Annotated in this window: 16 protein-coding genes; 7 read left to right on the plus strand and 9 right to left on the minus strand. The window is 41.7% G+C overall.

Features of this window, described 5'->3' with window-relative positions; genetic code table 11:
• The first annotated feature begins 35 nt into the window (after positions 1 to 35).
• A complete protein-coding gene (locus QXR92_06290) occupies positions 36 to 932 on the plus strand; it encodes an isoaspartyl peptidase/L-asparaginase (protein MEM0319606.1) in 897 nt (298 codons plus the stop codon).
• On the opposite strand, the gene QXR92_06295 is transcribed toward QXR92_06290, so the two are convergent.
• From QXR92_06295 to infB, 6 genes are all read right to left on the minus strand, one after another.
• Complete coding sequence (locus QXR92_06295; protein MEM0319607.1) at positions 901 to 1152, minus strand: YhbY family RNA-binding protein; 252 nt, start codon at positions 1150 to 1152, stop codon at positions 901 to 903. The two genes, QXR92_06290 and QXR92_06295, sit on opposite strands and share 32 nt — an antisense overlap.
• A 2-nt stretch (positions 1153 to 1154) precedes the next feature.
• Positions 1155 to 1454 carry a ribonuclease P Rpr2/Rpp21/SNM1 subunit gene (locus tag QXR92_06300; GenBank protein MEM0319608.1) on the minus strand — a complete coding sequence of 100 codons (300 nt, stop codon included), beginning with the start codon at positions 1452 to 1454 and terminating at the stop codon, positions 1155 to 1157.
• Positions 1451 to 2392, minus strand: coding sequence for a signal recognition particle-docking protein FtsY (gene ftsY / locus QXR92_06305; protein ID MEM0319609.1), 942 nt, complete (start codon positions 2390 to 2392; stop codon positions 1451 to 1453). The genes QXR92_06300 and ftsY overlap by 4 nt, the downstream gene beginning before the upstream one ends.
• Positions 2393 to 2400: 8 nt before the next feature.
• Entirely contained in the window at positions 2401 to 2823 is a 423-nt protein-coding gene (gene pfdA, locus QXR92_06310) for a prefoldin subunit alpha (GenBank protein ID MEM0319610.1), read from the minus strand.
• Positions 2820 to 3107: a 50S ribosomal protein L18Ae gene (rpl18a, locus tag QXR92_06315; protein MEM0319611.1), complete on the minus strand. Its 288-nt coding sequence runs from the start codon at positions 3105 to 3107 to the stop codon at positions 2820 to 2822. The genes pfdA and rpl18a overlap by 4 nt, the downstream gene beginning before the upstream one ends.
• A 326-nt stretch (positions 3108 to 3433) precedes the next feature.
• Positions 3434 to 5233 carry a translation initiation factor IF-2 gene (infB, locus tag QXR92_06320; protein ID MEM0319612.1) on the minus strand — a complete coding sequence of 600 codons (1800 nt, stop codon included), beginning with the start codon at positions 5231 to 5233 and terminating at the stop codon, positions 3434 to 3436.
• A 133-nt stretch (positions 5234 to 5366) separates the two neighbouring features.
• Between infB and QXR92_06325 the strand changes: the two genes are divergently transcribed.
• From QXR92_06325 to QXR92_06350, 6 genes are all read left to right on the plus strand, one after another.
• Entirely contained in the window at positions 5367 to 6023 is a 657-nt protein-coding gene (locus QXR92_06325) for a S6e family ribosomal protein (protein MEM0319613.1), read from the plus strand.
• A gap of 20 nt (positions 6024 to 6043) precedes the next feature.
• Positions 6044 to 7282 carry a translation initiation factor IF-2 subunit gamma gene (locus tag QXR92_06330; GenBank protein ID MEM0319614.1) on the plus strand — a complete coding sequence of 413 codons (1239 nt, stop codon included), beginning with the start codon at positions 6044 to 6046 and terminating at the stop codon, positions 7280 to 7282.
• Entirely contained in the window at positions 7264 to 7695 is a 432-nt protein-coding gene (locus QXR92_06335; GenBank protein ID MEM0319615.1) for a hypothetical protein, read from the plus strand. Before QXR92_06330 ends, QXR92_06335 begins: the two co-directional genes overlap by 19 nt.
• An 88-nt stretch (positions 7696 to 7783) precedes the next feature.
• The gene (locus QXR92_06340; GenBank protein MEM0319616.1) at positions 7784 to 8317 is read left to right on the plus strand and encodes a DNA-directed RNA polymerase; all 534 of its coding nucleotides are present in this window, start codon (positions 7784 to 7786) and stop codon (positions 8315 to 8317) included.
• A 1-nt stretch (position 8318) separates the two neighbouring features.
• Positions 8319 to 8528, plus strand: coding sequence for a transcription elongation factor subunit Spt4 (spt4, locus tag QXR92_06345; protein ID MEM0319617.1), 210 nt, complete (start codon positions 8319 to 8321; stop codon positions 8526 to 8528).
• 8 nt (positions 8529 to 8536) lie between these two features.
• The gene (locus QXR92_06350) at positions 8537 to 9082 is read left to right on the plus strand and encodes a DUF359 domain-containing protein (protein ID MEM0319618.1); all 546 of its coding nucleotides are present in this window, start codon (positions 8537 to 8539) and stop codon (positions 9080 to 9082) included.
• A 3-nt stretch (positions 9083 to 9085) separates the two neighbouring features.
• Here the strand turns inward: QXR92_06350 and QXR92_06355 are convergent, their stop codons facing one another.
• The 3 genes from QXR92_06355 to QXR92_06365 are packed head-to-tail and all read right to left on the minus strand — an operon-like array spanning position 9086 to position 12981.
• A complete protein-coding gene (locus QXR92_06355; protein MEM0319619.1) occupies positions 9086 to 10309 on the minus strand; it encodes a redox-regulated ATPase YchF in 1224 nt (407 codons plus the stop codon).
• A gap of 6 nt (positions 10310 to 10315) precedes the next feature.
• The gene (locus QXR92_06360; protein MEM0319620.1) at positions 10316 to 11707 is read right to left on the minus strand and encodes a radical SAM protein; all 1392 of its coding nucleotides are present in this window, start codon (positions 11705 to 11707) and stop codon (positions 10316 to 10318) included.
• The gene (locus tag QXR92_06365) at positions 11704 to 12981 is read right to left on the minus strand and encodes a sugar phosphate nucleotidyltransferase (GenBank protein MEM0319621.1); all 1278 of its coding nucleotides are present in this window, start codon (positions 12979 to 12981) and stop codon (positions 11704 to 11706) included. Before QXR92_06365 ends, QXR92_06360 begins: the two co-directional genes overlap by 4 nt.
• Between the last annotated feature and the right edge of the window lie 56 nt (positions 12982 to 13037).

Raw genomic sequence — 13037 nt, forward strand, 5'->3', positions numbered from 1 at the left:
TCTAAAAAAATAAAGACCTTTTGATGGTGAGGATTATGGAATGTGAGCCATCGATTATAGTACACGGTGGGGCAGGAAGATGGAGTCTAATCTCTTCTGATAGATTGGAAAAAGCAAGAAGGGTGCTATTCGAGTCTGCCCAATATGGTTTCAATAGATTGAGCATGGGATCTTCTGCAGTTGAAGCTGTAGTGGAGGCTATTTCGTACCTAGAAGATTCGGGAGAATTCAATGCTGGAAGGGGATCAGTTTTCAATGCTGATGGCTACATTGAGATGGATGCCGGAGTAATGGACGGAAAAAAGTTCGACGCAGGTGCAGTTGCAGCTCTGAGGGGAATAGCTAATCCAATAAGAGTGGCTCTCTTGGTCATGAAAAAAACTCCTCACGTTATCCTCTCTGGTGAAGGGGCTAGAAAATTTGCACTCGAAAATGGATTTAAAGAGGAGAGCGATCTTCTCAAACGAGCTATTATATCAAATGTTTCAATGGAGAGGGCAAAATGGCGAAGCGACACTGTTGGAGCAGTCGCGATAGATTCCAATTGTGGAACTGCTGCTGGAGCTAGCACTGGAGGCATATCTGGAAAGCTACCTGGTAGGATAGGAGACACTCCAATACCTGGAGCAGGATTCTTCGCTAATCACTTTGCTGCAGCAGCTTCGACCGGAATCGGAGAACTTATAACTCTTCTTGGCATTTCCAGAGCAGTTGTCGAGGAGGCCACTTTGCTTGGGTCAATTAACATTTCTGGAAGGACGCTCCTGCAATACGTCAACAGCAGATTCAAGAGTGAAACATTTGGCTTGATAGGATTAGATATCCTGGGAAACTATTTAGCAATATACAACACGGAATCCATGCCATTTGCTCTGTTTAAAAAATCAATGAAAGAGCCTATTATTGGAGGATTCCCACGTTCTTCAATTTAGCGGATCTGAGAACAAATGTATGACCTCTTATCTCAACTAGCTCTGCTCCACAGAGCGAAGCAATTTGTTCTGCAATTTCCCTTCTGTTTTTTCCCTGTTCTAGCAGATTTCTATTTATCCTAACTTTAATTTCTTTCTCAATTTCCAACCTTCTCTTTATCTCATTGATTATGCCTTCCGTTATTCCACCTTTTCCTACTCTTACTTCATTTTTTCCCATATTCATTCCCTCAACATCTTTTTTCTGTACCAGCCGCAGACTAAGCATTTTATACCTAAATAAGCTATCTTTCCCTTGGAATGTATTCTATATCTGCCCGTTCTGCCTGGAATTAATATCGAGCCGCATTTTCGACATATGAAGATTGATCTGCTTCTGTCAAATCTTACATTAAGCTTCCGTGAAAGCATCAAAACATTCATTCCAAGCGTCCTTTCATCGATATCTTTGTTCTTCAGGGCAATAATTATTGATTTGTCAAAGGCCCTATAAACTTCAGCTTTTCTTCTCTCATTTCTCAACTACCATCGCCGCCAAGCAATGTTGAAATCAACCATTCTCTGCTGAAAGGCCTCAGATCCTCATATTTTTGACCTGTACCTACATAGAATATTGGCTTGCCAGTCTCCATGGCTATACTCAGGGCACTACCCCCTTTAGTGTCAGCATCTGCCTTTGTAAGTATAAATCCATCGACACCAATCTCTCTATCATAAGTAATAGACTGCTCAACGGCATCGTTTCCTGTCAGCGAATCCACAACCAGCAATTTGAGATCCGGGTTAACTACTCTCACTACTTTTTTCAATTCCTCGATTAAGTCTCTGTCTATATGCATTCTACCCGCTGTATCCAAGAGGATCAGGCAAAGATTCCTCTTTTTAGCATAAACTATTGAATCAAATCCAACTGATGCTGAATCGCTACCATATTTAGCTTTGATTATTGGAACTCCCAACCTATTTGCGTGAGTCTCAAGTTGCTCCTGCGATCCGGCCCTAAATGTATCTCCAGCAACTATGAGCGGAGTCATTCCCCTCTTTTTGACCATATATGCTATTTTTGCTATGCTTGTAGTCTTTCCAACACCATTGACTCCCATGAAGACAACAACGAAAGGTTCCTTCCTTTCTTCGCATTTTTGAAATGCTGCGTTAACAAGGTCGAAGTTTGATTCTCTTACTTCTTCCATGATGATATTTTTAAGGGAATCCCTCACAATTTTCCCAAAATCTTCCCCCTTTTTAACTCTCTTTCCAAGAAGTTGAGATCTCAATCTTTCAACTATTTTTTCTGCTGTCTGGTATGCCACATCATTTTGAACAAGTTCAATTAAAAGAGAATCAAGAGGCTCTTCTAGATCTTTCTCGGTAATTTCTCTAGTTCCAACTCTGGTAGATACATTCTCTATAAACTTCGAAAAGGTATTCTTGAGCGCATTGAACATTCTTAGCTTCACACAGTCTCCTACTTCTGTGAGGCGAGTGAATATACAAGAGCCTGCAAACGCTGATACTCCTTTGTTCTGTATTCCAGCTCTTTTGCTACTCTCTCTATTTCACTCTTCAAAGTCTGTTCCCTATCTTCGAGCAGTTTAACAGCATCTCCAAAAGAATCCTCAACATATATTCCTAGTCCCAGATGAACTATTGCTGCAGGTGCTACTTCTCCTCTGAACCTAACTAGCGAGTTTCCATGCTTATCAATGGATATCAGCATTTCCCCCTGCGTTCCAGACTGCAATTTCTTTATCCCCTCAATGGCAGTTCTTGTTTCTATAAGCCTCTCGTTTAGATCCTCAATTATCTCTCTCAGCCCTGCTATGTATTTTTCTAGCCTATCTATTGTTTGCAGTAGTGCACTTGCATCAATCTGCACTTTTTCGCTCAAGCGCTCCACCCTTTCAGCTCGAGAAGCTCTAAAGTATTCTTGCTCATTGGTTCCTCAGTTTCCTTTATTTCTTCAATCTTTATGTGATATCTCTTCAGTTTATGCTTGCTCCCAAGGATAGAATACACTTTTTCCTTTACATCTTTTTCCGAAATTCCTGTAACTTCCAACATGAAAGGTTGCTCTTTCGGGAAATGGTCATGTGATAACAGCATTTTTCCCTTTACAATGAAGATTTTGGGCATCTGTGCTTTTCCTCCTCTAGCTATTACCTTTCTGCGCAAATTTTCATATTGAAGATAAGGTTATTAAACCTGTCTGAGTCTGGTCAAACTTTCTGCTAAACAGCAAATTCGCTATTTTGTTCAGTATTTTGCTAAGAGGAGCAATCACAGATAGCTTCATGTGAACTCCTTCCTATAGCGAGAATATTCCAGCACTTGAGCTATATTAATTCATGCTTTTAAATCCTGCTGTGTTCCTTTCTGAAGCATGGCAAATACATTACATAGATGCTGCTATGCGCGAAAGCATCATAATACATTTGAATATAGCAGATTTAAAATCAACACAATTTGTCTCCTTTCTAAGCATGGGTCTCCTTGCGAGATTAGATAAATGCATATAATGGATCAGTCTTTCTCTTTATCTTAATAATTTCGTTGAGTATCTGGAGAGAGTCTTCGCTAATATAGCTCTTTAGCTCTGTCAGCAGCATTCTAGCATGCTGGTCTGGAACATCAGTATACATGATATCACCCTCGTTGATGTGCCTACCAACTACGACATTCCCCTTTATTGAAAGGGCAATCTGCATTCCAACCCTTGCTTCCTTTATAGATTGCCCTCTATCCTGTAATTGATTGACAACACCAACCTTCTTTCCATCCTCAGTCATTAATGGTGCTCCGGGCCTGAGAATTCCACCCAACACTTCTATTCCAACTATTGCTGGATCACTTCTTCTGAAAATGAAACCTGGAAGGATTCTAACCTTAGCTGGCCATACAAGGGATTCAAGCTTTCTTTCTACTTCTTTTCTTTTTAGCTCATTCCTCCAGTTAAAGTAATCTTCCAACAGTCTGTAAATTACATTATTAAGCATGATATGAATTCCAGCCCTTTCTGCTTCTTCTTTTGCTTCAGGGAGAACCTTCACATTGAATCCCAAGATCACTCCCAGGCTTTCATCTTCCTGTTTAGAAATTGATGCTTCCACAACATCTCTCTTCGAGATTGAGCCAACATCAGCCAATCTAACTGGTATTTTTTCTCTTCTCAGCGCCTCAACAAGTGCCTCCAAGGATCCCAATGCATCCGCCTTTGCGATTACCCCAGACCTATCGGTTTTAACCTTGACACTTTCGATGTCCTCAATGATTTTCCTCTTTATTTCTTCGATATTCTGATCTTCTCCTACGACCAGTATGGGGCTTCCAGCAAGCGACTTCTCCAAATCCGGAGCAACTATTTTGACTCCGCTCGAAGCATATACTTCATCCACATTCATGAACTTGTCCTCCGGAGATCTGATTTCCTGGAGAGGTTTGGGCATCAAAATTGCTCTAACCTTTGTTACAATTACTCCATCCACTCCTCCAAGAACTACAGTATCTCCCCTCCTAAGAACCCCATCATAAATTATGCAGTCAACTGTATGTCCCAGCCCACTTACTTCCTTGACTTCCAGAACTACCCCCTTTGCTGGACCAGCAGCAAAAGTTAATCTATCCTTCAGGTATTGCTGAGCAAGTCCAGCTAGAACAGCTAAAAGTTCAGCTATCCCCTCTCCTGTTCTTGCCGAGACTGGAACTATGCTTACCGTTCTAGTAAAGTCCCTTATTCTGTCGAATCTATCGCTGTTAAAGCCATATTTTCCCAGTTCACCCATCAAATAATATATTTTCTCATCGAGGGCATCTCTAACATGCTGTGATTGTTTTTGATAAGAGAAGATAAAGGGCTCATTAGGGTAGCTCTTCCACCCCGATATCTTGTCTATCTTGTTGGCAGCAACTAAAAAGGGGACCCTTCTCGATTTTATGAGCTGCAGAGATTCGATTGTCTGCTCTTTAAACCCTTCAATAATGTCAACTACAAGTATCGCAAAATCAGCGATCTCTCCACCCCTCCTTCTCATATTCATGAAGAGCTCATGTCCTGGAGTATCGATAAAGAGAAGACCAGGAATTTTGAGCTTAACTGGAAACATCTTCTTCAGCGGAGAAGCTATTTCCTCTATTACTCTCGATGGAACAATGCTTGCACCTACATGCTGAGTAATTTCGCCCGGCTCTCTCTTGGCTACACTCGTCCCCCTTATCTTGTCGAGAAGAGTAGTTTTTCCATGATCAACATGTCCCATGACGACTACAATTGGCTGTCTCAGCGGCTTTTCAGCCTTCTCCATGATAATCTCCAAGAAAAGCATCTGTGAATAGCCTTAAAAACAATATCTTTTATAACCATTCAAAGATAAACAGATTTGAATATCCGGGAATGAACCGCACCGCGGGAATTCTGGATGAGAGGGAGAATATTCCATGCCAGAGTTCAAGCTAATAGTTTCGGATAGATTTCAATCAACACAAAAGATAAAGGTAAAAGTAATAGGGGATGAAAAAATTCCCCTAAGCAAGGAGCAAAAGGAAGGTAGAAGGCTCCCCACCTGCGAGATATCAAAAGCGCTGGCTGAAAAACTAAACATCGAAGATGGCGTATTGGCTTTGAGATTAGTGAAGGAAGGAAGCAAAGAGGTGAAAATGCACCTGAAGCCAGTAATAAAAGAGGGTATCGAGGAAAACACAGTGAAAGTACCTCAGGACTTACTGGCTGAAAAAGTTGGAGAGCTAGAAGCAGAGGGAGAAGCATTCAGATCTAGAGCATTTCAGCTCACTCTAGATGAGCTAACTAGCAGAAGGCTAGTGGGAATGAAAATAGGAGACGAGATAGATGCTACGATAATTGGATTGAATGGAAAACTAGTTATTAGAGGAGGAAGTGACAACAGCGGCTTTCCTATGAGGGCCGATGTCCCGGGAACTGTGAAGAAAAAACTTCTTCTGTCAGGGCCGCCAGGATACCATCCAAGGAACAGAGGAGAGAGAAGAAGAAAGATAGTGAGAGGAAACACTATTGATGACAGCATAGTACAGATAAATGTTGTGCTAGTGAGAGAAAAGGAGGCAAAGGAAAGATAGCCTCCGGAAAGTGATAGCAAATGAGCTATGCAGAAAAAAAGCAACCAGAGGTGAACATTGGAACAGCTGGGCATGTAGATCATGGAAAAACTACCCTAGTATCAGCTCTAACTGGAATATGGACCTCTAGGCACAGTGAAGAACTGAAGAGAGGGATGACCATAAAGCTAGGATATGCTGATGGAGCAGTATACAAATGCAGCAACATCCCCTTTCCGGAAGCCTATCAACCTTTCCCTGAGTGTCCAGAAGGAAGTACTCCTGAGCTTCTTAGAAGAGTTTCATATGTTGATGCGCCTGGTCACGAAATTCTCATGGCCACCATGCTAACAGGAGCTGCTATAATGGATGGAGTTCTTCTAGTTATAGCTGCCAACGAGAGGGTTCCACAACCTCAGACAGCAGAGCACTTTGCCGCTCTTGGCGTTATAGGTCAAAAGAACATAATAATCGTTCAAAATAAGGTCGATGTTGTGCCTCCAGAAAAGGCGAAGGAAAACTACAGAGAGATAAAGAAAATGATAGAAGGGACATGGGCCGAAAGGGCCCCCATTATACCAGTTTCCGCGTTGAAGAAGGGAAACATCGATGTTCTAATGGCAGCAATACAGAAATATATTCCAACGCCTCAGAGGGACCTATCAAAACCTCCCCTGATGCATGTTGTTAGAAGTTTCGATGCCAACAGGCCGGGAACTCCCCCAGAAAAAATGGTTGGAGGTATAGTTGGTGGAACACTTCTACAAGGAAAACTGAGCGTTGGTGACGAAATAGTCATACTTCCTGGAATAAAAGTCAAAAAAGCTGGAGGAAAAGAGGATTATGAGCCAATGATAACCAAGGTTGTTAGCCTCAGGTTCGGAGAGACGAGCGTTGATACTGCTCTCCCAGGAGGATTGCTAGCTATTGGAACACAACTTGATCCATCTCTCACTAAAGGAGATTCTCTTGTTGGGAGCGTAGTAACTAAGGCTGGAATTGAGCTTCCTGTAGTCAGCGAAGTTGAGGTAGAGTATCATCTCTTCGAGAGGGTTGTTGGTCTAAGAGAAATGACCACTGTTAAGCCAATTCAAATAAGAGAGCCACTTATGCTCACAGTTGGAACATCTGTCACTCTGGGAAGCGTTAGTAGAGTTTCCTCTTCAACATTTACAATTTCCCTCAGGAAGCCCATTGTGGCTCTTCCAAACAGCAGGGTAGCTTTCAGTAGACAAGTACTTGGAAGATGGAGGCTCATAGGATGGGGAACGATAAAATAAACACCAAACTGTTTGTTATTCTCGACTCAAACGCCCTTTTACAGATTTATAGGGGAGTTTCTATTTTCGATCAAATCGAGGAAACCCTTGACATATCGCCTGTATATATTTGTCCTGATGCTGTATTGAATGAACTGAAGAAAATATCGGAGAAAGAAGGAGAAATATCTAGAGCAGCAAAATTGGCAATCGAGTACGCAAATAACGCATGCGTTCCCTATATAACAGGAGAAAAGAGCGGAGACAGGGCAATTCTCAAAGCTTCGATAGAGCTTTCATCAGAAGGAAAAACAGTAATTGTATCTACAAGCGACAGAAAGCTTCGCAGTAAGTTGCGTTCAATGGGAATAAAAACAGCTTATTACAGAGAAACTCAACATCGCTTTGAGGTGGAAGCAAGGGATGTCCTATAGGGAGAGGAAGAATTTTAAGTCTTCCTTTGAAACATGGCATTTGGGCTCATTATGGGAGGAAGAAAAGTACAGGTGATGCGCATTGTTCATGGTTTCTAGGATAAAGGAAATAATAAGATTACCTCCGGAGCGACTGAATGAGAACTTGGATGAAGTTGCGAGGAACATCTTGAACTCACAATATTCCGGCACCTATGATGAGCGTCTCGGAATCATTATAGGGGTCTATGATGTTTCTGCTGAACCAATCGGCAAAATTCTTCACGGTGATGGAGGTTCTTATCATTGGGTTGAGGCAAGCGTCCTTTCCATAAAACCTCAAATGAATGAAGTGGTTCTGGGAACAGTTTACTCTGTAAGAGACTTTGGAATATTCGTATCTATAGGTCCAATAGATGGATTCATACATAAATCACAGCTATCCGATGAATTCGTTGAATATGACTCAAGTAGACAAGCATTCATATTGAAGCAGAGCAACAGAATAATTGAGAAAGGAGACATAGTAAGAGCTAGGGTAGTAGCGTTTGGCTACAATTTGGAGAGGAAGGAGCTCAGGCTACAATTAACAATGAGACAGCCATACCTAGGAAAAATATCCATTAGAAGAAGGAGTGATTGAAATGCCGAACAGATCAAAGGCAGTTTATAAAGCATGCGTGAGATGCAAGTTGCTTGTAGATCCGAAAGTTGAGGTATGTCCCAATTGCGGTTCTAAAGAGTTCAGTAATGACTGGGAGGGAATGATTATAGTAATAGATCCGGAAAAAAGCGCCGTTGCTCATATAATTGGAACCAGAGTGCCAGGAAGATATGCCATAAAAGTAAGGTGAATATAAATTTGCCTCTTATTCTCAGCAGAGGAGACTTGAGGGAGATCCTATCTCACCCCGTTTCTCCTGTGTCAAGAGAGAAAGCATTCAGAGCAATAATTGAGAGCTTAGGTAGAAGGAGAGTGATTACTGTAGGTGATGTAGTAACTTTTGAGTACATAAGAATCAAGAACGCACCACCCCTCATCGGATTCATTGATGGATTCACAAAGAGAGATATTGAGACAGAAACGAGCCTTGAAGAGGAGTTTGAGGACCACATTGAGATATCGAACCAGAGAGGAGAGGTTGATCTGGAGTTAATTGAAGATGCGCTGAGTCAAATATCAATAAACTTTCAACAGGGAGTTTCAACTTTGGTTTTTGTGAAGGGGGAAGAGGATTTGCTCTCTCTAGCAACCCCTCTTTTCTTTTCATCACCAGACTCTGTCCTCATCTATGGTCAGCCGAACATGGGAGCAGTAGTCCTTCAGCTCTACTATCCAATGAGAGAATATTTGACATCTCTTCTCTCCTTTCTCTCTCCCTCGATAGGAAGAGAAATCAGCGTCTGATTCCTAGAGGGATGATACAATTTTCAATACTGCTCCATTGTGGAGTTTTGAATCTGCTCCCAATCTCTGCTTGGTTTTCACATCAATAGCATATATGAATCCTTTCTCCAGGTCAGAATGGATCATTCCTGCTACACTCCTTGCAGTCGAGCCGAAATCCACCAGTAATGCATCTGGAAGAATTCTTCCCTCTTTATCAGTCAACTTATTCTGATCCTCAACTGGATAGACAACAATTTTTTTCAGCACATCAAAAACCAAAGAGTTGAGGCTCTGTTGAACTCCAGTTCCACCATAGACGTTGAAAACCCTTTCCTGTATGTATTTCAAAGCATTTTGCTGGGCCTTAGTAATTTTCGAGGCATCTATTACCTCGAACTTTGAATCTCCAGGTATGTAATCTATAATTCCAGCTTTAGCAGCCCTCCTCAAAGCGAGTTCAGCTTCACCGCTAACAGGAAATACCTTATCATTTGGGAACGCTTCTTTCAATCTTCGTATATTTTCCATCGATTGGGGTATATCGGCTTTGTTTGCCACTATAACATGGGGTTTAGCACTTTTCCTCAGCTCTCTTGCAAATGCTACAAAGTCTTCTTGCTTCCACATAGAGGGTCTCTTGCTCTCCAAGCCACTTTTTCCAAGAGCATCAAGCACAGCAGCACGCTTCACAGATAATCCAGAAATTTTCTCATAAAGTGCCTCTTGAACATCCTTTCTTCCAGTTTCTACAGCAACTGAAAATTTTTGCCAGTCCGATGAAATTATTCTAGCTAGCCACATGTCAATCTCGAATAATATATCCTTAACTTCTTTGACCGGATCATTGGTTCCCGGGGGGACTGGATTTCCGCTCTCATCAGTTGAGCCAGATGCATCAACTACGAGCAAAAAAGCATCAGCCCTTCTGAGATCGTCCATGAACTTATTTCCGAGCCCCCTTCCCATATATGCGCCTGGAATGAGTCCAGCTACATCAGTTAATTCAACGGGAACGAATCTGTTGCCCTTTGTGCAATATCCGCTTCTTGGGTTGCAGCTTGGAAGAGAAAACTCAACATGAGGACAATTAACTCTTACGTATCCTACTCCTTTGTTCGGATCTATCGTTGTGAAGGGTCTATTGCTTATCTCCACTGTGGCCATAGTGATTGAGGAAAATATGGTGGATTTCCCGACATTAGTCTTTCCAACTATCCCTATTAATGGAGGAGCGTAATTGACCAAGCAGCATCAATCCTCAATATGTCTTCTGAAAGCTTCATCAACTATCAATGTGTATGCATCTTCTCCCTTAATGTTTATTTCATATTGCTTCCTGGCTTCAGAGGGATCGTATATCTCGAGGTTGACAAAACCTCTAAGCGATCCCTTCAAGTACTCTATTCTTTTCTTTAACTCCTCAAGCGGAAGCATCTGATATTTCCACATAATGGTTCCCGGCTTAGGAATGAAAGGATTTATTGAAACTTTGACTTTTCTGTTGTTTCCCATTATCTTCACTGCATTCCTTATTTGTGAAGCAATTTCTCCCAAATCGTCCTGAGACTCATTAGGAAGACCTATCATATAATAAAGTTTAACCGAGAGACCCTGACCAGCCAAAGCATTCAATGCTCCATATATATCCTCATCCCTCATCATTTTCCCAATCTCAAACCTCAAACTTTGTCTTGCTGTTTCGGGGGCAATAGCTACAGTTCTCTGCCCAATTTTCTTAATAAGTTCAGCTCTCTCCTCACTTATCGTTTCAGCTCTTACGCTTGGAATACTTCCCTCGATTCCCATTTCAACAAGCCTCTTCAGCAGCTCATCTCCAGTCTTTGAATCGAAAAAGCTGAGCGAGAAAAATGTTACTTTCTTAACCTCATTTGCTTCTACTCCTTTTTCAATTAGCTGGTTCAGTATAGATAGGGATCTTTCTCTTCTTCCTCCAGAAACAGCTGCCTCTAAGCAGAAAAAACAGCCTCTGCTGCATCCTCTAGAGGTTTCAAGCATAAACGATCTTCCCCAAACAGGTTCAACATTCTCGTTCTGTATCTGCTGAATTGGATGAAAGGCCCTGTCCAGATCGGAAACCCTGACAATTTCTCTCTCGCCTTTTTCAGGCAGCCAAACTCCTTTGACCTCCTGAAGAGAATCAAGAAACCTTTTCTTTTCCTTTTTATCAATATACTGCAAAGCTTCTACGAATTTTTCACCAGAAGCCTCAAATTCTCCAAGGAATGCTGCATCGGCAATTTTCACCATTGGATAGGGCCAAGCTGAAATGCTTGGACCACCAACAATCAGAAAAGGATCCTCAGCTCTTTTTTCCTTTAGTGGATTAAGCCCAGCCCGATATAGTAATTTCACGATTTCCACATAATCTAGCTCATAGTGGGCACTAGCTAGTATCAAATCAAATTTTCTCAGCGGAGTTCTCGTCTCAATGCTAATAGGAAGCTCTCCATCTGCCACAACTCTTTCAGCATAGATATCATCAAAGCTATTGAGATAATAGTAAATTATCTGATATCCTAGGCTTGAAATGCTAGCTCTATAGGTTGATGGAAAAAGAAGAGCTATCCTATGCTGAAACCTTCTCTTGAAAATAGCATTTCTTTCTCTAAACTTTGGCTTCAACTCCCATCAGCTTGCCTCTCTATGATAGTTCTGCCCTGCTCGCATGTGAGAAGAGAATTGTCTGGAACGTCCGTGTTCACTATGCAACCTGCATTTATCCATGCTCTAGCTCCAATCTTAACCCCCGGAAGGATGCTAGTGTTTATTCCTGTTTTTGCCCAGTCCCCTATGACCGTTCCAAACTTTCTTCTCCCTGTATCTACAATTGAACCTCTGAGCATAGATTTGACGTTCTTTCCATCATGTCTGACATTCGCTGTAATCGTTCCTGCACCAAGATTGACTCCCTCTCCAATTATCGAATCCCCGACGTAGTTTAGGTGAGGAACCTTGGCACCCCTCATTATTATTGAGTTCTTTATCTGGACCGAGAATCCAATTTTGTTCTCTCCACAAATTATGCTGTATTCTCTGATATGAGAGCAAGGACCAAGCTCTACATTTCCCCTTATAAAAACTGGGCCTCTCAGAACCACAGGATCTTCAATTGTTATTTTCTCCTCATCAAACAATATGCATTCTTCTTCTGGAACTCTCCTCAATGTGCAAATTTCCCTCAATGAAACTTCATTTGCCTTTAGAAGATCCCATGGAGTTCCTACATCCATCCATTCACCCTCGATTTTGCTTACAATGAGCTCACTCTTTTTTGCCAACTGCTCCAAAGCCGATGTCACTTCAATTTCCCCTCTTTCGGAAATTTGCGTATTTTTAAGAATGGGGAGCAAATATTCCGATTCCAGCTTAAATATTCCAGCATTTACAAGTCTATTTTTTGCTGGCAAGTTGCTTGGTTTTTCTATGATTCTCTGAAGCATTCCATTTTTATCCACCTCAAGTACTCCATACCTAGAGACTTCACTGACCTCAGCTGCTGCTAAGACCTGAGAAGAAGAACCTGCTATGTTCCTCACAGCTTCTTTCAACCTCGATGGAGGCAGAAAAATGTCGCCATATATTACAAGAATTTTTCCTTCAATTTCTCCCTTTTCCAGCGCTTCAAGAACAGCATGACCTGTGCCAAGTGGCAAGCTCTGCTTTATGAAGCTGACTTCTAGGCCAATGCTTTTTGTCATTTCCAACACTCTATTTCTTATCAAATCTTCATGTGAATGAACTACTACAGCCACTTTTCCTATATTAGCTTCGGCTATGGCTTCCAAATGATATTTTATGAGCGGCTCGCACAGAATCTCAACAAGAGGCTTAGGTCTCGTGGATGTGATCGGCCACATCCTCTCTCCTTTTCCTGCTGCTAGAAGAATAGCGGTCAATTCACCCAGCTTTTTTCACCCTTCATCATAAGAAAATACTGCTGCTCAAAAATATA

The sequence above is a fragment of the Fervidicoccaceae archaeon genome, assembly GCA_038734945.1.
Lineage (GTDB): Archaea > Thermoproteota > Thermoprotei_A > Sulfolobales > Fervidicoccaceae > ARK-14.

Coding starts and splice junctions, on each gene's coding strand:
- QXR92_06290 (MEM0319606.1), top strand. CDS start 36: ATGGAATGTGAGCCATCGATTATAGTACACGGTGGGGCAGGAAGATGG.
- QXR92_06295 (MEM0319607.1), bottom strand. CDS start 1,152: ATGGGAAAAAATGAAGTAAGAGTAGGAAAAGGTGGAATAACGGAAGGC.
- infB (MEM0319612.1), bottom strand. CDS start 5,233: ATGGAGAAGGCTGAAAAGCCGCTGAGACAGCCAATTGTAGTCGTCATG.
- QXR92_06325 (MEM0319613.1), top strand. CDS start 5,367: ATGCCAGAGTTCAAGCTAATAGTTTCGGATAGATTTCAATCAACACAA.
- QXR92_06330 (MEM0319614.1), top strand. CDS start 6,044: ATGAGCTATGCAGAAAAAAAGCAACCAGAGGTGAACATTGGAACAGCT.
- QXR92_06335 (MEM0319615.1), top strand. CDS start 7,264: ATGGGGAACGATAAAATAAACACCAAACTGTTTGTTATTCTCGACTCA.
- QXR92_06340 (MEM0319616.1), top strand. CDS start 7,784: ATGGTTTCTAGGATAAAGGAAATAATAAGATTACCTCCGGAGCGACTG.
- spt4 (MEM0319617.1), top strand. CDS start 8,319: ATGCCGAACAGATCAAAGGCAGTTTATAAAGCATGCGTGAGATGCAAG.